Below are 19,639 nucleotides of genomic sequence, written 5' to 3' on the forward strand. Positions count from 1 at the left end.
AGACATGGATACTTGACTAAAAACGTCAAATATTTATACTTGACCAAAATCGTCAAGATTGCAGTCCCCTAGACACCATGAGACTCACCACCAAAGGCCGTTTCGCCGTCACGGCGATGATTGACTTGGCACTGCGCCAGGAGCAGGGCCCGGTGACGCTTGCAGGCATCAGCCAGCGCCAGCGGATTTCGCTCTCGTATCTCGAACAGCTGTTCGGCAAGCTGCGCAGGCATGAAATCGTCGAATCCGTGCGCGGCCCGGGCGGCGGCTACAACCTCGCGCGTCGCGCGCAGGACGTCACCGTTGCCGACATCATCATCGCGGTCGATGAACCGCTCGACGCCACGCAGTGCGGCGGCAAAGGCACGTGCGACGGCTCGAAGCAGCCCGACGGCCATTGCATGACGCACGAGCTGTGGTCGACGCTGAACCAGAAGATGGTCGAATACCTCGATTCGGTGTCGCTGCAGGATCTCGTCGATCAGCAGCGCGCTCGCGAGGGCGCACCCGCGGTGCTGCGCGATCGACGCACGCCGGAGCCCGTTGCGGCGCAGGCCGAGCCGGTTCGCACGATGCCGCTCGGCCCCAATTCGGTGTTCAACATCGCGAGTTCGTGAGCGCGAAGGCGCCGCCATACCCCATAACGCACATAGTCCCTGCACAGAATTCCCGGAGCGACAGATGACCCAAGACACTCTCCACCTGCCCATCTATATGGATTACAGCGCGACTACGCCGGTCGACCCGCGCGTGGTCGACAAGATGGTGCCGTACCTGCGCGAGCAGTTCGGCAACCCGGCGTCGCGCAGCCACGCGTATGGCTGGGACGCGGAGCGTGCGGTCGAGGAAGCGCGCGAGAACGTGGCCGCGCTCGTGAACGCGGATCCGCGCGAGATCATCTGGACGTCCGGCGCAACGGAATCGGACAACCTCGCGATCAAGGGTGCCGCGAACTTCTACAAGGGCAAGGGCAAGCACATCATCACGGTGAAGACCGAGCACAAGGCCGTGCTCGACACCTGCCGCGAGCTCGAGCGCGACGGTTTCGAAGTCACCTACCTCGACGTGAAGGATGACGGCCTGATCGACCTCGACGTGTTCAAGGCCGCACTGCGCCCGGACACGATCCTCGTGTCGGTGATGCACGTGAACAACGAGATCGGCGTGATCCAGGACATCGAGACGATCGGTGAAATCTGCCGCGAGAAGGGCATCGTGTTCCACGTCGACGCCGCACAGTCGACCGGCAAGGTCGCGATCGACCTCGCGAAGCTGAAGGTCGACCTGATGTCGTTCTCGGCGCACAAGACCTACGGCCCGAAGGGCATCGGCGCGCTGTACGTGCGTCGCAAGCCGCGTGTGCGCATCGAAGCGCAGATGCACGGTGGCGGCCACGAGCGCGGCATGCGTTCGGGCACGCTGGCGACGCACCAGATCGTCGGCATGGGCGAAGCGTTCCGAATCGCACGTGAAGAAATGGCGACGGAAAACGAGCGCATCCGCATGCTGCGCGACAAGCTGCTGCGCGGCCTGTCGCAAATCGAGGAAACGTACGTGAACGGCGACATGGAGCGCCGTGTCCCGCACAACCTCAACATCAGTTTCAACTTCGTCGAAGGCGAGTCGCTGATCATGGCGATCAAGGACGTCGCGGTGTCGTCGGGCTCCGCATGCACGTCCGCGTCGCTGGAGCCGTCGTACGTGCTGCGTGCGCTCGGCCGCAACGACGAGCTGGCCCACAGCTCGATCCGCTTCACGGTCGGCCGCTTCACGACGGAGCAGGAAGTCGACTTCGTGATCAACCTGCTGAACAGCAAGATCGCGAAGCTGCGCGAACTCTCGCCGCTCTGGGAAATGCACCAGGAAGGCATCGATCTGTCGACGATCGAATGGGCCGCACACTGAGCGCCGGATTGAACATACCCGCGGGCGGATTCGCGCACGCAGACGTAACGAGTCAAGGAGTCTGAGTCATGTCTTACAGCAACAAGGTTCTGGATCACTACGAAAACCCGCGCAACGTCGGTTCGTTCGCGAAGGACGACGACGCAGTCGGCACGGGCATGGTCGGCGCGCCGGCCTGCGGCGACGTGATGAAGCTGCAGATCCGCGTCGGCGCGGACGGCGTGATCGAAGACGCGAAGTTCAAGACCTACGGTTGCGGTTCGGCGATCGCATCGAGCTCGCTCGTCACCGAGTGGGTGAAGGGCAAGACGCTCGACGAAGCACTGTCGATCAAGAACACGCAGATCGCAGAAGAACTCGCGCTGCCGCCGGTGAAGATTCACTGCTCGATCCTCGCGGAAGACGCGATCAAGGCAGCCGTGGCCGACTACAAGAAGCGTCACGACACCACGGAAGGCGATCAGGCAGCAGCCTGAGCGGCATCGAGCGGCTTCAGAAGGAACGCGGCGGGCCCCGGTGGCGCGCCGCGGCAAGGACATCATGGCAATTACACTGACCGAAAAAGCAGCACAGCACGTGCAGAAATACCTCGTCCGTCGCGGCAAGGGTATGGGCCTGCGGCTTGGCGTTCGTACGACCGGGTGCTCGGGGCTCGCGTACAAGCTCGAGTATGTCGACGAGCTGGCTCCCGAGGATCAGGTGTTCGAGAGCCATGGCGTGAAGGTGATCGTCGATCCGAAGAGCCTGGCCTACATCGACGGCACCGAGCTCGACTTCGCACGCGAAGGCCTGAACGAAGGGTTCAAGTTCAACAACCCGAACGTGAAGGACGAATGCGGCTGCGGCGAATCGTTCCGCGTGTGACCACGCGGATCTCCGCGCGATGCGGGCAAGAGGCGGCACGGGCCGCCTTTTTAATGGGCGGCGTTTGCCGCGCGACGAAACGGAATTGAACGCGACGATGGTCTCGCTGAAAGACAGCCATTTCGACCTGTTTCACCTGCCGGCGCAATTCGCGCTCGACGAGACGGCGCTCGACGCCGCGTATCGGACGGTGCAGACGCAGGTGCACCCGGATCGCTTCGCGGCGGCCGGTGACGCGCAGAAGCGCATCGCGATGCAATGGGCAACCCGCGCGAACGAGGCGTACCGCACGTTGCGCGATCCGCTGAAGCGCGCGTCGTATCTGTTGTCGCTGCGCGGTGTCGACATCGGCGCGGAAAACAACACCGCGATGGAGCCTGCGTTCCTGATGCAGCAGATGGAGTGGCGCGAGGGCATCGAGGATGCCGCGACCGCCCGCAACGTCGACGCGCTCGATGCGCTGCTCGCCGAGTTGCGCGAAGAGCGGCGCGTGCGGGTGGAGCGCCTCGGCACGTTGCTCGACAGCGGCGCCGATCAGGCGGCCGCCGAGGCGGTGCGCCAGCTGATGTTCATCGAACGGGTCGCGTCGGAAGTGGGCGCGCAGATCGAGCGCCTCGAAACTTAACCGCGTGCCTTGCGGCACGCGCAGCAAACGGGCCGAGCGCCCGAACGAACCAAGATGGCTTTACTGCAAATTTCCGAACCGGGCATGGCGCCGGCGCCGCATCAGCGGCGACTCGCCGTCGGGATCGATCTCGGCACGACGAATTCGCTCGTCGCGGCCGTGCGCAACAGCGTGCCCGAAGTCCTGCCGGACGAAACGGGCCGCGTGCTGCTGCCGTCGGTGGTCCGCTACCTCGAGAAGGGTGGCCGCCGCATCGGCCACGAGGCGAAGGAGCAGGCCGCCACCGATCCGCGCAACACGATCGTGTCGGTCAAGCGCTTCATGGGCCGCGGCAAGGCCGAGGTCGAAGGCGCGGCGAACGCGCCGTACGAATTCGTCGATGCGCCGGGCATGGTGCAGATTCGTACCATCGACGGCGTGAAGAGCCCGGTCGAAGTGTCGGCCGAGATTCTCGCGACGCTGCGTTATCGCGCGGAAGATTCGCTTGGCGACGACCTGGTGGGCGCGGTGATCACGGTGCCTGCGTATTTCGACGAAGCGCAACGCCAGGCGACCAAGGATGCAGCGCGCCTCGCGGGCCTCAACGTGCTGCGCCTGCTGAACGAACCGACCGCCGCGGCGATCGCCTACGGTCTCGACAACGGGGCCGAAGGCCTCTACGCGGTGTATGACCTTGGCGGCGGCACGTTCGACCTGTCGATCCTGAAGCTGACGAAGGGCGTGTTCGAAGTGCTGGCCGCGGGCGGCGATTCCGCGCTCGGCGGCGACGATTTCGACCATGCGCTGTTCGATCACGTGCTCGCGCAGGCCGGCATCGACGCGAAGACGCTCGCGCCCGAGGACGTGCGCCTGCTGCTCGACCGTGTGCGCGTGCTGAAGGAAGCGCTGTCGTCCGCACCGGAGGCGTCGCTCGACGTCACGCTGTCGGGTGGCGCGCACCTCGTGCAGACGATCTCGCACGACACGTTCGCGTCGCTCGTCGAGCCGCTCGTGCAGCGCACGCTCGCGCCGACCCGCAAGGCGCTGCGCGATGCGCAGGTCACGCCGGCCGACATCAAGGGTGTCGTGCTCGTCGGCGGCGCGACGCGCATGCCGGTGATTCGCGACGCGGTCGCGAAGTATTTCGGCCAGCCGCCGCTCGTGAACCTCGATCCGGATCAGGTCGTCGCGCTCGGCGCGGCGATCCAGGCCGACCTGCTTGCAGGCAATCGCGGCACCGGCGACGACTGGCTGCTGCTCGACGTGATTCCGCTGTCGCTCGGCGTCGAGACGATGGGCGGCCTCGTCGAGAAGATCATCCCGCGCAACTCGACGATTCCGATCGCGCGCGCGCAAGAATTCACGACCTTCAAGGACGGCCAGACCGCGATGGCGATCCACGTCGTGCAGGGCGAGCGCGAGCTCGTCGCCGACTGCCGGTCGCTCGCGCGCTTCGAGCTGCGCGGCATTCCGCCGATGACGGCTGGCGCCGCGCGCATTCGCGTGACCTACCAGGTCGACGCGGACGGCCTGCTGTCGGTGTTTGCCCGCGAGCAGTTGTCGGGCGTCGAGGCGTCGGTCGTCGTGAAGCCGTCGTACGGTCTTGCCGACGACGACATCGCGAAGATGCTCGAGGACAGCTTCAAGACCGCCGAGATCGACATGCGCGCCCGCGCGCTGCGCGAAGCGCAGGTCGAGGCCGAGCGGATGCTCGAGGCGACGCAGGCCGCGCTGGCGGCCGACGGCGAACTGCTCGACGCGAGCGAGCGCGCACAAGTCGACACGCTTGCCGCGGCGCTGCGTGCGGTCGCGCAAGGCGACGATACGGACGCGATCGAAGCGGCGACCAAGGCGCTGGCCGACGGCACCGACGAATTCGCGGCGCGCCGGATGGACAAGAGCATCAAGCGCGCGCTGTCGGGCCGCCGGCTCGACGAGATCTGAACGCAAGAACTGCGCATCGGCCGGCAACGGCCCGCGCGACAATGAACCGTGCGGCGCCTGGCGCCGCACCCTGACTGACGGAACGGACATGCCTCAACTGGTAGTGCTGCCTCACGTCGAACTGTGCCCGGATGGCGCGGTGATCGACGCGACGCCCGGCAAGAGTATCTGCGACAACCTGCTCGAACACGGGATCGAGATCGAGCATGCATGCGAGAAGTCGTGCGCGTGCACGACGTGCCACGTGGTGATCCGCGAAGGCTTCAACGATCTGACGCCGTCCGAGGAGGACGAGGACGATCTGCTGGACAAGGCGTGGGGCCTCGAGCCGACGTCGCGCCTGTCGTGCCAGGCGATCGTGAAGGAAGATTCGGACCTGGTGGTCGAGATTCCGAAGTACTCGATCAACCACGCGAAGGAAAACCACTGACCGGAACCGGAGGCAGGCGATGAAATGGACCGATTCGCGTGAAATAGCCATTGCGCTGGCGGACAAGCACCCGGACATCGACCCGCAGCGGATCAACTTCGTCGACTTGCGCCAATGGGTGCTCGAGCTCGACGGCTTCAACGACGATCCGGCGCACTCCGGCGAGAAGATCCTCGAAGCGATCCAGGCCCACTGGATCGACGAATCGGACTTCGACGACGAAGACTGAACCTGGCGGGCGCTCTGACGGCGCAGACGGCCGGCAACAAAAAAACGGCTCGTGAGCAATTGCTCGCGAGCCGTTTTCGTTTTCAGGCCGCCTGCCCACGGACGACATGCGGGCAGGGCGAGCCGATGCGGTCAGCCAATCACGCGCCGACCAGCGTGCCGTTCTCGATCCGTACGCGCTGGCCCTGGCCGAACGGCGGCGGATTGTGGTACGTGAACGTGCGCGTCGCGCCGTTCTCCATCTGCACTTGCACCTGATAGTCGGTTTCCGCGCGCACCTGCTTTTCGACCTGGTTGCCGGCGAGGCCGCCACCCAGCGCGCCGATGATCGTCATCGCGGTGCGGCCGTTGCCGTGACCGAACTGGTTGCCGAGCAGGCCGCCGGCTGCAGCGCCGCCTACGGCGCCGATCCCCGAGCTCTGGCCCGGCGTGCGCGTCTGCGAGATCGCGACGACCGTGCCGCAGCTCTGGCAGTAGCTCTGGGCCGGCGCCGACGGCTGCTGCGCGTATTGCGGCGGCTGCGGTGCCGTCGTATGACGGCGATGCGGTGCGGCCGGGCGCGGCGCGGGCTTCGGTTCAGCCTGCGCGACGGCGGCCTTCTGCTCGGCAGCCTTTTGCTGCGCGGCGGCCTGTTCGGCCGCCTGCTGCTGGGCTTGCGCGGCCAGCGCGGCGCTGGCGGCCGCGGCCGTATCGACGGCCGGCTGCGACGCGATCAGCGCGGCCTGGGTCTGACCGTTCTGTGCATTGTTGCTGTTGGCCTTCGGGAAGATGCCCGTGATCGCTGCCGTCGCCGCGAGGCTGGCGACGATGACGGCGCCCGCGGCGGTGGCGATGAGCGGGTGGAGGCGTTGCTTTTGCGGCGTGGTCTGATTCTGATTGTCCATTTTGTTCTCCAATGTCGATCCGGATCGGCGTGCTGCGCCGGAGCAGGATCCCACGCTCGGGAGCGAGCAGACTCGGCGTTCCGGCGCCTCGTTCTGGTCCCGTGGTCATGCGTGGTGACGCAACAGGAGTGTCGTCCACGGCCCAGCGGCGCGCCGTATCAAGGTGTAACGAATTGCAGCGGGGCGCCGGAAGCCATGACAGGGAAAACCCGGGGCAGGCCGTCGCGACGAGGGGATAAAACGGGGGAGGATCGAAAGCCGGCGGACGCCGGCTGGCGGGATTTACGCGTCGTTACAAAGCTGACGCGTGCGCGCCGCAGGGGCGCGGCGCACACGTGGGCGCAGCGATCAGTCTTCGCGGCGCAGGTGCGGGAACAGCAGCACGTCGCGGATCGTCGGGCTGTCGGTCAGCAGCATCACGAGACGGTCGATGCCGATCCCGCAGCCGCCGGTCGGAGGCATCCCGTATTCGAGCGCGCGGATGTAGTCGGCGTCGAAGAACATCGCTTCCTCGTCGCCCGCATCCTTCTGCTCGACCTGCTTCTTGAAGCGCGCGGCCTGGTCTTCCGGATCGTTCAGCTCCGAGAAGCCGTTCGCGATTTCGCGGCCGGTCATGAACAGCTCGAAACGCTCGGTGATGCCCGGCACCGTATCCGATGCGCGTGCGAGCGGCGACACCTCGACCGGGTAGTCGATGATGAAGGTCGGCTCCCACAGCTGCGCTTCGGCCGTTTCCTCGAACAGCGCGAGCTGCAGCGCGCCGATGCCGGCGTTCAGGAACGCCGGCTGCGACACGTCGACGCCGAAGCGCTTCAGTTCGGTGCGCAGGAACGCGTCGTCCGACAGCTGGCCGTCGGTGTAGTCCGGTGCGTACTTCTGGATCGCCTGCGTGATCGTCAGGCGGTGGAACGGCTTCGCCAGGTCGAGCTCGCGGCCCTGGTACTGGATCGTCGCGGTGCCGAGCGCATCGATCGCCGCCTGGCGGATCAACTGCTCGGTGAAGTCCATCAGCCAGCGGTAGTCGGTGTACGCGGCGTAGAACTCCATCATCGTGAATTCCGGGTTGTGACGCGGCGACACGCCTTCGTTCCGGAAGTTACGGTTGATTTCGAACACGCGCTCGAAGCCGCCGACGATCAGGCGCTTCAGGTACAGCTCCGGCGCGATGCGCAGGAACATCTGCATGTCGAGCGCGTTGTGATGCGTGACGAACGGCTTCGCGGCCGCGCCGCCCGGGATCGGGTGCAGCATCGGCGTCTCGACTTCCATGAAGTCGGCGTTGTCCATGAACTTGCGGATCGACGCGATCGTCTTGGTGCGGGCGCGGAACGTGTCGCGCGTTTCCGGCGTGACGATCAGGTCGACGTAGCGCTGGCGGTAGCGCATTTCCTGGTCCGACAGGCCGTGGAATTTGTCCGGCAGCGGGCGCAGCGCCTTCGACAGCAGGCGCAGCTCCTTGCACTGGACCGACAGCTCGCCCTTGTTGGTGCGGAACAGCACGCCGCGCGCGGCGACGATGTCGCCGCGGTCCCACTTCTTGAATGCGTCGTAGGTGTCGGCGCCGACGTCGTTCGGCGTCACGAAGAACTGGATCTGGCCCGATCCGTCCTGCACCGTCGCGAAGCTCGCCTTGCCCATCACGCGCTTGAGCATCAGGCGGCCGGCGACCGACACCTCGACCGGGTTCGCTTCGAGCGCGGCCTTGTCCGAATCGGCGAATTTCGTCTGCAGATCGGCTGCGTGATGTTCCGGGCGGAAATCGTTCGGGTAGGCGACGCCTTGTTCGCGCAGGGCGCGCAGCTTTTCGCGGCGCTCGGCGATGAGCTGGTTTTCGTCCGCGACGACGGCGGGCTGCGTTTGGGTCGGTTCGGTCATGATGGTCGGAATTCGGAGTGGGTGCGGCAACGCAAACGGGAAGGGCAAGGGGGCGCGACCCGGCAGGGTCGCGCCGCGGCGCTTACACGCCCTGTTTGAGGCTCGCGCTGATGAAGTCGTCGAGGTCGCCGTCGAGGACGGCGCGCGTGTTGCTCATTTCGACGTTCGTGCGCAGGTCCTTCACGCGGCTCTGGTCGAGCACGTACGAACGGATCTGGTGGCCCCAGCCCACATCGGTCTTGCTCGATTCGAGCTTGTCCTGTTCGGCCTGGCGCTTGCGCATTTCAACTTCGTACAGGCGCGATTTCAGCATCGCCATCGCTTCGGCGCGGTTGCGGTGCTGCGAGCGGTCGTTCTGGCACTGCACGACGATACCGGTCGGCATGTGCGTGATCCGCACCGCGGAGTCGGTCTTGTTGATGTGCTGACCGCCCGCGCCCGATGCGCGGTACGTGTCGATGCGCAGGTCGGCCGGGTTGATCTCGACTTCGATCGAGTCGTCGATTTCCGGGTAGACGAACACCGACGAGAACGACGTGTGGCGGCCGCCCGACGAGTCGAACGGCGACTTGCGCACGAGGCGGTGAATGCCCGTTTCGGTGCGCAGGAAGCCGTACGCGTATTCGCCCGAGACCTTGACCGTCGCGTTCTTGATGCCGGCGACGTCGCCGTCGGACTCTTCGAGCACTTCGGCCTTGAAGCCCTTGCGTTCGCAGTAGCGCAGGTACTGGCGCAGCAGCATCGATGCCCAGTCGCACGCCTCGGTGCCGCCGGCGCCGGCCTGGATGTCGATGAAGCAGTTGTTCGGGTCGGCCGGGTTCGAGAACATCCGGCGGAACTCGATGTCGCCCACGCGTGCCTCGAGCTTCGCGGCGTCTTCTTCCGACGCGACGAGCGTGTCCTCGTCACCTTCCTCGCGGGCCAGCTCGAACAGGTCGAGCGCGTCGCGCAGGTCGCTATCGAGCGCGGTGAGCGTCATGACGACGCCCTCGAGCAGCTTCTTCTCGCGACCGAGCGCCTGGGCGTTCTTCGAATCGTTCCAGACGTTCGGGTCTTCGAGTTCCTTGTTGACTTCGGTCAGACGCGCAGCTTTGGCGTCGTAGTCAAAGATACCCCCGGAGCTCGCCCGCGCGGTTGCGCAGGTCGAGCAGGGAGCTTTCGATCGCGTTGAGACGTTCCGCTTCCATGATCGTTCGCTATTCTTGCTTCGTAAAAAAGCGGAATTATAGCCGATCGGCGGGGTTGCCCGGTGACGCAAACGGTGCTCGCACGCGCGCCGCGGCCCCGTCCGGCGCGGCGTGCATGCATCGGCGGGCAATGCAGGCCGGGCGGCCCGCGTTCAGCCGGCCGCGTGTTCGACGATCAGCTGGACGCGCGTGACGCCGTTCCACGTGTCGGCGACGAGGCGGTAGGCGACCAGCGCGCGCTGCGGCAGCGGCTCCGTGTGATTGAACCAGATCGCGTTGAAGCGCTGGCGGCCGCGCGCCAGCTGCAGCTTCAGGTGCTTTTCCTTCACGAGCGACTGCGACACGACGTCGAATTCGCCGGAGAAAAGCGGGGCCGGAAAGCCTTGCCCCCAGACGGCCTCGTCGAGCAGCCCGACGAACTGCGGCGTGAAGTACGCATCCTCGAGTTCGCCGTCGGTTTCGATCACGCGGGCCAGCGCGTCGTCGGACAGCCATTCGCGCGCGACGGCCTCGAACGCGGCCGCGAAGCGCGGCACGTTCCCGGTGTCGAGCGTGAGGCCGGCCGCCATCGCGTGGCCGCCGAACGCGACGATCAGGTCCGGTTCGCGTTTTGACACGAGGTCGAGCGCGTCGCGCAGGTGGAAGCCGGGAATCGAGCGGCCCGAGCCCTTGACCCGCTTGCCTTCGTCGTCCGCGTGCGCAAACGTGAACGACGGGCGGTGGAATTTTTCCTTGAGCCGGCCGGCGACGATGCCGATCACGCCCTGGTGCCACTCGGGGTTGAAGAGGGTGATCGTGCACGCGTCGGCCGGATCGACGTCGGCGAGATCGGCGAGCGCCTGCTGCTGCATGCCGGCCTCGATCTCGCGGCGTTCGCGGTTCATCACGTCGAGCTGCTGCGCGAGATCCCACGCGCGGCCGATGTCGTCGGTGATCAGGCATTCGATGCCGAGCGACATGTCGGACAGCCGTCCGGCGGCGTTCAGGCGCGGGCCGAGGCCGAAGCCGAGGTCGAAGCCCGAGGCCGTACGCGCTTCGCGCGCGGCGGCGCGGAACAGCGCGGCGACGCCCGGCTGCATGCGGCCGTTGCGGATGCGCTGCAGCCCCTGCGCGACCAGCACGCGATTGTTGCCGTCGAGCCGCACGACGTCGGCGACGGTGCCGAGCGCGACGAGGTCGAGCAGGCCGTCGAGGCGCGGCTCGGCGTCCTTGTTTGCGAACGCGCCGCGGCGGCGCAGCTCGGCGCGCAGCGCGAGCAGCACGTAGAACATCACGCCGACGCCGGCGAGGTGCTTGCTCGGGAACGCGCAGCCGGGCTGGTTCGGGTTGACGATCGCGCGCGCGGCGGGCAGCGCGTCGCCGGGCAGGTGGTGGTCGGTCACGAGCACGTCGATGCCGCGCGCGTTCGCGGCCTCGACGCCCGTGACGCTCGCGATGCCGTTGTCGACGGTGATCAGCAGGTCGGGCTTGCGCGCGGCGGCGAGTTCGACGATCTCCGGCGTGAGGCCGTAGCCGTATTCGAATCGGTTCGGCACCAGGTAGTCGATCTGCGCGCCGAACATCCGCAGGCCGCGCACCGCGACCGCGCACGCGGTTGCGCCGTCACAGTCGTAGTCGGCGACGACGAGCAGGCGCCGCTTGTCGGCGATCGCGTCGGCGAGCAGCGAGGCAGCGTCGGCGCAGCCTTTCAGCTCGGTGGGCGGAACGAGTCGCGCCAGCGCGGTCTCGACGTCGGCGGGGGACTGCACGCCGCGCGACGCGTACAGGCGTGCAAGGACGGGATGCAGGCCATGGCGCGCGAGCACTTCGGCGTCGGCGGGCGCGACGGGACGGGTAACGATCCGGGTCATACGGGGTCTGCTTTGTTATTCGAACAGGGAGGCCAGCGCGCGGCGGCGCCAGAACTTGCGCAGGTCGCCGCGCGTCGCGTGCAGCGTCACGGAACTCGTGTCGCCGCACAGCGTGAAATCGACGCTCGCGAGCTCGCCGTTCTGCAGCGCGGCAAGGGCCGGCGCGAACCAGTCGCGCTCGAGCGCGGCGAGTCCGTCGTGCCAGCGCGCCCAGTCCTGCTCGATGAACGGGGTGGTCAGCACCGGCAGTTCGACGAGCGTCGCGCCATCGGCGGCGGGCAGCGTGCCGAATGCGGCCGGCGGCGCGCCGGCGTCGGCTTGCGCGGCGCGCGCGAGGCCGAGCGCCGCGGGCGACGCGGACAGCACGCGCGCGAACGGCTTGCCGACCGGCTTCAGCGTGCCCTGCGCATGGAACCAGATCGAATTGACGGCCGGCAGGCCACGCGCCTCGCGGGTCTCGTTGACCGGATGCTGGAACCAGGCCATCTGCACCTCGTTCTGCAGCTTCATCCACATCCGCGAGCGTTCGCCCGTATGGGCCTCGTGCGGCAGCCAGATCTCGATGTTGCGGCCGCTCGCGCGCAGCGGCGCGGCGCCGGCGAGGCGGGCGAGCTGCTCGCTCGACAGGTACCAGCGTGACGGGTTCGGCGCCTCGAGCCGGACGCCGAGCTCCTCGATCAGCGGCCGCGCGACTGCGAGCAGCGCGGCGGCGTCGCCTTCGTCGAGCGCGAGGGCCGCCGGATCGACGAGCACCAGGTGATCGTGCGCGATTTCGACGTGGACGGGCTCGACGCAGGCCCACGCGTGCGCGCCGGGGTCGCCGCCGTCCGCCAGCAGCATGTAGGGCGCGAGCGGCGCCTCGTCCGCGGCGTTGCCCTGGGTGGCGCCGAACTGGCGGGCCAGCCAGCGTTCGTGCGGCAGCGTGCGCTGGAAGTCCTCGCCGGCCACGCGCTCGACGAGGCTGGCGCGGGCGAGCAACTTTTCGAGCGCGGGGCTGTCCAGCGTGTGCAGGGACGAGGCCGCATCGGCCGCCGACGGCAGCGCGAACGGAACGAGAAAATGGAGGCGTCGGTCGTGCATGATGGTGCGCATTGTATGGCAAACTGCGCGCGTGATCGGGCCGGCTGACGGCCCGTTCGCGTCCGGCGGCCGTTTTTCGACCGTGCCCGGGCCGGTGGCCGCCACCGGGCGGCGGTCCGGCCGCGGGGCGCCTCCCCGCCGTAACCAGCAGAAAGGATTCGCTTGAAACTTCCGTACGAATGGCAGATCGGCTGGCGCTACACGCGCGCCGGCAAACGCACGACCGGTAACGGCTTCATTTCCTTCATCGCGCTCGTGTCGATGCTCGGGATCGCGCTCGGCGTCGCGGCGCTGATCGTCGTGCTGTCGGTGATGAACGGCTTCCAGAAGGAAGTGCGCGACCGCATGCTGTCGGTGCTCGCGCACGTCGAGGTGTTCTCGCCGACGGGCTCGATGCCCGACTGGCAACTGACCGCGCAGGAAGCGCGCCGCAATCCGTCGGTGATCGGCGCGGCGCCGTACGTCGACGCGCAGGCGCTGCTCACCCGCCAGGACGCGGTGAGCGGCGTGATGCTGCGCGGCGTCGAGCCGACGCTCGAGCCGCAGGTGTCGGACATCGGCAAGGACATGAAGGCGGGCCAGCTCGGCGCGCTGGTGCCGGGCCAGTTCGGCATCGTGCTCGGCGATGCGCTCGCGGGCAACCTCGGCGTGACGGTCGGCGACAAGGTCACGCTGGTCGCGCCGGAAGGATCGATCACGCCGGCCGGCATGATGCCGCGGCTCAAGCAGTTCACGGTCGTCGGCGTGTTCGAGTCCGGGCACTACGAATACGACAGCACGCTCGCGATGATCAACATCCGCGACGCCGAGGCGCTGTTCCGGATGGCCGCGCCGACCGGCGTGCGGCTGCGGCTGAAGGACATGCAGAAGGCGCCGGACGTGGCGGTCGAGCTGTCGCATACGCTGTCGGGCAGCCTGTACATTCGCGACTGGACCCAGCAGAACAAGACGTGGTTCTCGGCCGTGCAGATCGAGAAGCGGATGATGTTCATAATCCTCACGCTGATCATCGCGGTGGCCGCGTTCAACCTCGTGTCGTCGCTCGTGATGACGGTGACCAACAAGCAGGCCGACATCGCGATCCTGCGCACGCTCGGCGCGCAGCCGGGGTCGATCATGAAGATCTTCGTCGTGCAGGGCGTGACGATCGGCTTCGTCGGCACGGCGTCGGGCGTCGCGCTGGGCTGCCTGATCGCGTGGAGCATCCCGTGGCTGATCCCGATGATCGAGCACCTGTTCGGCGTGCAGTTCCTGCCGCCGTCCGTGTACTTCATCAGCGAGCTGCCGTCCGAACTCGTCGCGAGCGACGTGATCCGGATCGGGCTGATCGCGTTCGCGCTGTCGGCGGTCGCGACGCTCTATCCGAGCTGGCGCGGGGCGAAGGTGAAGCCGGCGGAGGCGCTCCGCTATGAATGATCGCGCGACCGCATTCGCGGATGCAAAACAACACAACAGACAGGATTCGGCCGGTATGCAGGAATACGTGCTTCAGGCGCGCGGGATCACGAAGGCGTTCGTGCAGGGCGGCTTCAACGTGCAGGTGCTCAACAATACCGAGCTGACGGTGCGGCGCGGCGAGAAGCTCGCGGTCGTCGGCGCGTCGGGTTCCGGCAAGAGCACGCTGCTGCACGTGCTGGGCGGGCTCGACGAGCCGAGCGCGGGCGAGGTGTCGCTGCTCGGCAAGCCGTTCACGCAACTCGCCGAGCGCGAGCGCAACGAATTGCGCAACCGTGCGCTCGGCTTCGTCTACCAGTTCCATCACCTGCTGCCCGAGTTCACCGCGCTCGACAACGTCGCGATGCCGCTGCGCATTCGCCGGATGACGACCGAGGACGCGCGCGAGCAGGCACAGGCGATGCTCGAGCGTGTCGGTCTCGGCCCGCGTGCGAAGCACCGGCCGGGCGAGCTGTCGGGCGGCGAGCGGCAGCGCGTCGCGATCGCGCGCGCGCTGGTCACGAAGCCCGCGTGCGTGCTCGCCGACGAGCCGACCGGCAACCTCGACGGCACGACGGCCGATACGGTGTTCAACCTGATGCTCGAGCTGTCCGAAACGCTCGAGACGAGCTTCGTGATCGTCACGCACGATCCCGATCTCGCCGCGCGCTGCGACCGCATCATGCGGCTGCGCGACGGCGTGTTGCACGAGGAGCCGGCACTGCCGGTGTAAGAAGCGAACGCGCTTGGCCTGCTGCCGGGGTGGTCCCGGTGCGGCGCCGGCGCGCAGGACTGCCCATGTGGATCGACACGCACTGCCATCTCGATGCCGCCGAGTTCGACGCCGACCGCGACGCGGTCGCGCACGCGGCGCGCGCGGCCGGCGTGTCGCGCATCGTGATCCCGAGCGTCGGGCGCGACAATTTCACGACGGTGCGCGAACTAGCGCAACGCACGCCGGGCGCGGTCTACGCGCTCGGCATCCATCCGATGTATACGCCACGCGCACGCGACGAGGATCTCGACCGGCTGCGCATGGAGATCGAGGCGAGCCTCGACGATCCGCGCTTCGTCGCGATCGGCGAGATCGGGCTCGACTATTTCGTGCCGGGGCTCGACGAAGACCGGCAGCAGTTCTTCTACCAGGGGCAACTCAAGCTCGCGCGCGAATTCGACCTGCCCGTGCTGTGCCACGTGCGCAAGTCGCAGGATCGCGTGCTCGCCGGGCTGCGCCGTTTCGGCGTGCGGCGCGGTATCGCGCATGCGTTCAACGGCAGTTTCCAGCAGGCCGAGGCGTATCTCGCACACGGGCTGCATCTCGGTTTCGGTGGCAACGTGACCTTTACGCGCGCGCTGCAGATCCGCCGGCTCGCGGCGCAGTTGCCGCTCGAGGCGATCGTCGTCGAGACGGACGCCCCCGACATCGCGCCCGAATGGGCGTACAAATCCCGCAACACGCCCGATCAGGTGCCGCGCATCGGCGACGTGCTCGCCGAACTGCGCGGGATCGACGCCGGCGCGGTGTCCCTATGCACTTCGGCTAACGCGCTCTCCGCGCTGCCGCGACTCGCACTTTCGTCCGCATAATCGTTGCCCTGAGGCGCCGCATTCTCGATGGTGGCGCCGGGTCGACGAGGAGGGGCGATGCGCGTGTGGTGGATCGCGTTCGTGCTCGGCGTGGCCGTACTGCAGCGGCAGGCGGCGCTGCCGGGTGCGCTCGCATGGACGATCGGAGGGGCCGTGCTCGCGGGCTGCGCGATGCTGAGCGTGTGGTGCATGCATCGCCAGCGTACGCGCACGACCGCCATGTTCGGATGGATGCTGTGTGCGCTCGCGGCCTGCGATGCAGGGTTCGGCTACGCGGCCGCGCGGGCCGAATGGCGGCTGCGCGACAGTCTGCCCGTCGAGTGGGAAGGGCTCGACATCGTCGTCACCGGCGTGATCCGCGGGCTGCCCGTGGTCGACGAGACAGGTGCGCGGCTGCTGTTCGCGGTCGAGTCGAACGATGCGGGGCTGGCCCGTTTTCCGCCGTTGATCCGGCTGTCGTGGCGCGCATATGGCGCATCGGCGACACGCGATCCACTTCCCGACCTGCGCGCCGCACAGCGCTGGCGTTTCGTCGTGCGCCTGAAGCGCCCGCATGCCGAGGCCAATCCCGGTGTGCGCGACAGCGAGGCGGCGTGGCTGGCCGCAGGCATTCGCGCGATCGGTTATGTCAGCGCGCCCCGGCGGGCGGAATTGCTCGATGCGCGCGCCGCGGGATGGCGTGCGTCGATCGATCGGCTGCGCGACGCGCTGCGCGCGCGTATCGACGAGTCGCTCGGCAGCGACGCCGGTCATCGCGGCATCGTCGCCGCGCTCGCGATCGGCGACCAGTCGGGCATCGGCGACGATGACTGGCACGTGCTGCGCAGCACGGGGACGAGCCACCTCGTTGCGATTTCCGGCCTGCATGTCGGACTCGTCGGCGCGATCGCGGGCGGGCTCGTGTCGATGGTCTGGCGCCGCCTGCGCTGGCGCACACGGGCCGCAACGCTCGTGTTTCCGGCGCCGTACGCGGCCGCGCTCGCCGCGCTGGCAGCTGCGGCCGGCTATGCGGCGCTTGCGGGCTTCAACGTGCCGGCGCAGCGCGCATGGTGGATGATCGCGGCCGGCGGCATTGCGTACCTGGCCGGGCGCAGCGTGCCGACTTCCGCGGTGCTGTGCGCGGCGCTTGGCGGCGTGCTGCTTGCCGACCCGTGGGCCGTGCTGTCGGCCGGATTCTGGCTGTCGTTCGGGGCGGTCGCCGTGATCCTCCTGGCCGTCGCCGGCTGGCGTGGCGTGCGTGAGGTTGATACGGAAAACGAGGAGGGCGATGGCACGGCCGGCTTGTCGAGCCGGTTGCGCGCGTGGGGTGCCCGCGCCGGGCGCCGGATCGCCGAGGCCACGCGCGTGCAGTACGCGGTGACGATCGGTCTCGCACCGCTCACGGCTGCCTGGTTCGCGCAGATATCCCTGTCGGGTCCGCTTGGCAATGCGTTCGCGATTCCGTGGGTCAGTTCGGTCGTGACGCCGGTCGTGCTGGCGGGAATCGCGCTACCCGCGCCGCTCGATGCGTACGCGTTCCGGCTTGCGCACGCGGCGCTCGAACCGATGATGACGCTGCTCGGATACCTCGCCGGCTGGCCGGCCGGCGTGTTCTGGCTGCGCATGCCCGACTGGCCGGTGCTGGTGCTGGCCTGCGTGGGCGTCGCATGGGCGCTGATGCCGCGCGGCTGGCCGTTGCGCTGGGCGGCCCCGATCACGTGGCTGCCGCTCGTCGCGCCGGCATCTGATGCGCCGCCGCCGGGCGGCTTCCGACTGACCGTGCTCGACGTCGGGCAGGGCGCGTCGGTGCTGGTGGAGACCGCGCGGCGCACCTTGCTGTTCGATGCGGGGCCGGGCGCCGAGTCGACCCACGCCGGCGCGCGGATCGTCGCGCCGGCGTTGCGTGCACGCGGCATCGCGGTGATCGATTCGCTCGTGCTCAGTCACGCGGATGCCGATCACGCGGGCGGTGCACCGGCGGTCTATGCGGCAGCCGACGTGCGCCAGCTGCTGGCCGGCATCGTGCCGAACAGCCGGTTGTGGCGCGATGCGGCAGCCGCCGGCGTCGCCGACCGGCTGCCGTGCGCGGCCGGGCAGCGCTGGACCTGGGACGGCGTCGCGTTCACGATGCTGTGGCCGCAAGGCGGCCCGGGCGCGGGCTCGTCGAACGGACGGTCGTGCGTGCTGCGCATCGACGCGGGCGAGACGTCCGCGCTGCTGACGGGTGATGTGGATGCGCGCGGCGAACGCCGGCTCGTGGACGCTGCGCCCGACGCGCTGGCCGCACAGATCCTGGTCGTTCCGCACCACGGCAGCCGCACGTCGTCGGTCGAGCCTTTCCTCGATTCGGTCGGGCCGCGCGTCGCGGTATTTCCTGTAGGCTATCGCAATCGTTTCGGGCATCCGCACCGGACGGTGCTCGCCCGTTACGAGGCGCGCGGGATCCCGCTGCCGCGCACCGATCGCGACGGCGCCGTGCGATTCGACGTCGCGCCGGCCGACGGCGGGTTTGCCTTCGAGCGTCATCGCGACGTCTGGCGACGGTACTGGATGGATCGGTGAGCGCGGCGAAAGCCGGCGTATCAATAAAGATGGCCCGGGATCCGCGCTCCATGCCGAAGCGTGGGCCCGGCAGAACGCGAAGCATGGGGCGAGAGCAAGCGCTAAAGCACTCACTCTCGTCGACCGCCAAGCATGGGACCGGAGTAAGCGCTGAAGCGCCAACTCCGGTCGACCGCGAAGCATGGGACGAGAGTAAGTGCTGAAGCACTAACTCTCGTCGACAAAGGAGACATCGGCGTTTGAAGGACATCCTCCACTTCTCGCATGCGAACGGCTTTCCGGCATCGACGTACCGCACGATCTTCGCCGAACTGGCCGACGACTACGAGCTGCGCTACATCGAACGGATCGGCCACGACCGCCGCTACCCGGTGACGCGCGACTGGCCGCATCTCGTCGAGCAACTGCTCGACGACATCGGCAGCCGCTACGAGCGTCCCGTCTGGCTCGTCGGCCATTCGCTCGGCGGCTACCTGTCGCTGATGGCCGCGCTGAAGAAGCCGCAATGGGTGCGCGGCGTCGTGATGATCGATTCGCCGATCATCGCGGGCTGGCGCGCCGGCGCATTGCGCGCGAGCCAGTGGGCGGGGCTCGACGAGCGGCTGTCGCCGGCCGCCGCGACGCGCAACCGGCGCACGCGCTGGTCAAGCCGTGACGAAGTCTGGCGCCACTTCCGCGAGAAACCGGCGTTCGCCCGCTGGGACGAACGGATGCTGGCCGACTACATCGACTACGGGATCCCGCAGGTCGGCGCCGACGGCGAGCGCGCGCTCGCGTTCGACCGGCAGGTCGAATACCTGATCTACCGGACGCTGCCGCACACGCTCGGCCCGCGGCTCGCGCATGGCGCGCCGGTGCCGCTCGGCTTTCTCGCCGGCACGCGTTCGCGCGAGGTGCGTCAGGTCGGGCTCGATGCGACACGCCGCGCGGCGCGCGGCCGCGTCGAATGGCTGGAAGGCAGCCACCTGTTTCCGATGGAGCTGCCGCTCGAGACCGCCCGCGCATTGCAGCGGATGCTGAATTCGCTGAAGGCGGCGGAGGGCGATGTGTCGCAGGGCATCACCCCGCTCGCGAAGCGCGCCTGACGCAGGGTCTGGCGGCCGGGGCGCCGCCTCCGGCACGCGCGGTTGCACCCGCCGGCGGGCGGCTTCGCCCCGGCGCGCACGACTGGTGCGGGTCGGCGCGAAAGGGCGCGATCATCACGCCAATTGCTGAGAGAAGGGCGG

Annotated in this window: 18 protein-coding genes; 13 read left to right on the top strand and 5 right to left on the bottom strand. The window is 68.1% G+C overall.

What is annotated here, in order from left to right:
• Nucleotides 1–77 precede the first annotated feature (77 nt).
• The 8 genes from iscR (at nt 78) to iscX (ending at nt 5,976) form a co-directional block, all read left to right on the top strand.
• Nucleotides 78–617 (top strand): Fe-S cluster assembly transcriptional regulator IscR, encoded by a 540-nt coding sequence (gene iscR, locus CFB34_RS29990; protein WP_031399470.1) that lies wholly within the window; start codon nt 78–80, stop codon nt 615–617.
• 64 nt (nt 618–681) lie between these two features.
• Complete coding sequence (locus CFB34_RS29995; protein ID WP_046546057.1) at nt 682–1,905, top strand: IscS subfamily cysteine desulfurase; 1,224 nt, start codon at nt 682–684, stop codon at nt 1,903–1,905.
• A 68-nt stretch (nt 1,906–1,973) separates the two neighbouring features.
• Nucleotides 1,974–2,381 (top strand): Fe-S cluster assembly scaffold IscU, encoded by a 408-nt coding sequence (gene iscU, locus CFB34_RS30000; RefSeq protein WP_006754131.1) that lies wholly within the window; start codon nt 1,974–1,976, stop codon nt 2,379–2,381.
• Nucleotides 2,382–2,445: 64 nt separating this feature from the next.
• Nucleotides 2,446–2,769 carry an iron-sulfur cluster assembly protein IscA gene (gene iscA / locus CFB34_RS30005; RefSeq protein ID WP_012492710.1) on the top strand — a complete coding sequence of 108 codons (324 nt, stop codon included), beginning with the start codon at nt 2,446–2,448 and terminating at the stop codon, nt 2,767–2,769.
• A 97-nt stretch (nt 2,770–2,866) separates the two neighbouring features.
• The gene (hscB, locus tag CFB34_RS30010; RefSeq protein ID WP_089440643.1) at nt 2,867–3,394 is read left to right on the top strand and encodes a Fe-S protein assembly co-chaperone HscB; all 528 of its coding nucleotides are present in this window, start codon (nt 2,867–2,869) and stop codon (nt 3,392–3,394) included.
• Nucleotides 3,395–3,448: 54 nt separating this feature from the next.
• Nucleotides 3,449–5,317, top strand: a complete 1,869-nt coding sequence (hscA, locus tag CFB34_RS30015; protein ID WP_089440506.1) for a Fe-S protein assembly chaperone HscA — start codon at nt 3,449–3,451, stop codon at nt 5,315–5,317.
• An 88-nt stretch (nt 5,318–5,405) separates the two neighbouring features.
• Complete coding sequence (gene fdx / locus CFB34_RS30020; RefSeq protein ID WP_011352558.1) at nt 5,406–5,747, top strand: ISC system 2Fe-2S type ferredoxin; 342 nt, start codon at nt 5,406–5,408, stop codon at nt 5,745–5,747.
• A 19-nt stretch (nt 5,748–5,766) separates the two neighbouring features.
• The gene (iscX, locus tag CFB34_RS30025; protein WP_069621826.1) at nt 5,767–5,976 is read left to right on the top strand and encodes a Fe-S cluster assembly protein IscX; all 210 of its coding nucleotides are present in this window, start codon (nt 5,767–5,769) and stop codon (nt 5,974–5,976) included.
• A gap of 139 nt (nt 5,977–6,115) precedes the next feature.
• On the opposite strand, the gene CFB34_RS30030 is transcribed toward iscX, so the two are convergent.
• The 5 genes from CFB34_RS30030 to CFB34_RS30050 all read right to left on the bottom strand — a co-directional run bounded on the left by CFB34_RS30030 (nt 6,116) and on the right by CFB34_RS30050 (nt 12,851).
• On the bottom strand, nt 6,116–6,859 hold the full coding sequence (locus CFB34_RS30030) for a glycine zipper 2TM domain-containing protein (protein ID WP_089440505.1): 744 nt from the start codon (nt 6,857–6,859) through the stop codon (nt 6,116–6,118).
• A gap of 348 nt (nt 6,860–7,207) precedes the next feature.
• Nucleotides 7,208–8,734 carry a lysine--tRNA ligase gene (lysS, locus tag CFB34_RS30035; RefSeq protein WP_089440504.1) on the bottom strand — a complete coding sequence of 509 codons (1,527 nt, stop codon included), beginning with the start codon at nt 8,732–8,734 and terminating at the stop codon, nt 7,208–7,210.
• A gap of 82 nt (nt 8,735–8,816) precedes the next feature.
• A protein-coding gene (prfB, locus tag CFB34_RS30040; protein ID WP_105749870.1) for a peptide chain release factor 2 occupies nt 8,817–9,921 on the bottom strand; the annotation gives its coding sequence in 2 pieces (ribosomal slippage) (nt 8,817–9,839 and nt 9,841–9,921; 1,104 coding nt in all).
• A gap of 152 nt (nt 9,922–10,073) precedes the next feature.
• Nucleotides 10,074–11,771 (bottom strand): single-stranded-DNA-specific exonuclease RecJ, encoded by a 1,698-nt coding sequence (recJ, locus tag CFB34_RS30045; RefSeq protein WP_089440503.1) that lies wholly within the window; start codon nt 11,769–11,771, stop codon nt 10,074–10,076.
• Nucleotides 11,772–11,786: 15 nt separating this feature from the next.
• Complete coding sequence (locus CFB34_RS30050; RefSeq protein WP_089440642.1) at nt 11,787–12,851, bottom strand: regulator; 1,065 nt, start codon at nt 12,849–12,851, stop codon at nt 11,787–11,789.
• A gap of 162 nt (nt 12,852–13,013) precedes the next feature.
• On the opposite strand from CFB34_RS30050, the gene CFB34_RS30055 reads away from it, so the two are divergent.
• The 5 genes from CFB34_RS30055 (at nt 13,014) to CFB34_RS30075 (ending at nt 19,498) form a co-directional block, all read left to right on the top strand.
• A complete protein-coding gene (locus CFB34_RS30055) occupies nt 13,014–14,267 on the top strand; it encodes a lipoprotein-releasing ABC transporter permease subunit (protein ID WP_043190315.1) in 1,254 nt (417 codons plus the stop codon).
• 55 nt (nt 14,268–14,322) lie between these two features.
• Nucleotides 14,323–15,018, top strand: coding sequence for a lipoprotein-releasing ABC transporter ATP-binding protein LolD (gene lolD, locus CFB34_RS30060; protein WP_034174517.1), 696 nt, complete (start codon nt 14,323–14,325; stop codon nt 15,016–15,018).
• 65 nt (nt 15,019–15,083) lie between these two features.
• Nucleotides 15,084–15,872, top strand: a complete 789-nt coding sequence (locus CFB34_RS30065; RefSeq protein WP_089440502.1) for a TatD family hydrolase — start codon at nt 15,084–15,086, stop codon at nt 15,870–15,872.
• A gap of 57 nt (nt 15,873–15,929) precedes the next feature.
• The gene (locus CFB34_RS30070; protein WP_089440501.1) at nt 15,930–18,413 is read left to right on the top strand and encodes a DNA internalization-related competence protein ComEC/Rec2; all 2,484 of its coding nucleotides are present in this window, start codon (nt 15,930–15,932) and stop codon (nt 18,411–18,413) included.
• 239 nt (nt 18,414–18,652) lie between these two features.
• Nucleotides 18,653–19,498 carry an alpha/beta hydrolase gene (locus CFB34_RS30075; protein ID WP_089440500.1) on the top strand — a complete coding sequence of 282 codons (846 nt, stop codon included), beginning with the start codon at nt 18,653–18,655 and terminating at the stop codon, nt 19,496–19,498.
• Nucleotides 19,499–19,639: the final 141 nt, after the last annotated feature.

The sequence above is a fragment of the Burkholderia sp. HI4860 genome, from assembly GCF_002223045.2.
GTDB lineage: Bacteria > Pseudomonadota > Gammaproteobacteria > Burkholderiales > Burkholderiaceae > Burkholderia.

Bases quoted from the DNA above. Each gene is read 5' to 3' on its own strand.
- fdx (WP_011352558.1), top strand. From the start codon at position 5,406: ATGCCTCAACTGGTAGTGCTGCCTCACGTCGAACTGTGCCCGGATGGC.
- iscA (WP_012492710.1), top strand. From the start codon at position 2,446: ATGGCAATTACACTGACCGAAAAAGCAGCACAGCACGTGCAGAAATAC.
- lolD (WP_034174517.1), top strand. From the start codon at position 14,323: ATGCAGGAATACGTGCTTCAGGCGCGCGGGATCACGAAGGCGTTCGTG.
- iscR (WP_031399470.1), top strand. From the start codon at position 78: ATGAGACTCACCACCAAAGGCCGTTTCGCCGTCACGGCGATGATTGAC.
- CFB34_RS30050 (WP_089440642.1), bottom strand. From the start codon at position 12,851: ATGCACGACCGACGCCTCCATTTTCTCGTTCCGTTCGCGCTGCCGTCG.
- lysS (WP_089440504.1), bottom strand. From the start codon at position 8,734: ATGACCGAACCGACCCAAACGCAGCCCGCCGTCGTCGCGGACGAAAAC.
- CFB34_RS30070 (WP_089440501.1), top strand. From the start codon at position 15,930: ATGCGCGTGTGGTGGATCGCGTTCGTGCTCGGCGTGGCCGTACTGCAG.
- CFB34_RS30065 (WP_089440502.1), top strand. From the start codon at position 15,084: ATGTGGATCGACACGCACTGCCATCTCGATGCCGCCGAGTTCGACGCC.
- iscU (WP_006754131.1), top strand. From the start codon at position 1,974: ATGTCTTACAGCAACAAGGTTCTGGATCACTACGAAAACCCGCGCAAC.
- CFB34_RS30030 (WP_089440505.1), bottom strand. From the start codon at position 6,859: ATGGACAATCAGAATCAGACCACGCCGCAAAAGCAACGCCTCCACCCG.
- hscB (WP_089440643.1), top strand. From the start codon at position 2,867: ATGGTCTCGCTGAAAGACAGCCATTTCGACCTGTTTCACCTGCCGGCG.
- CFB34_RS29995 (WP_046546057.1), top strand. From the start codon at position 682: ATGACCCAAGACACTCTCCACCTGCCCATCTATATGGATTACAGCGCG.
- hscA (WP_089440506.1), top strand. From the start codon at position 3,449: ATGGCTTTACTGCAAATTTCCGAACCGGGCATGGCGCCGGCGCCGCAT.
- recJ (WP_089440503.1), bottom strand. From the start codon at position 11,771: ATGACCCGGATCGTTACCCGTCCCGTCGCGCCCGCCGACGCCGAAGTG.
- iscX (WP_069621826.1), top strand. From the start codon at position 5,767: ATGAAATGGACCGATTCGCGTGAAATAGCCATTGCGCTGGCGGACAAG.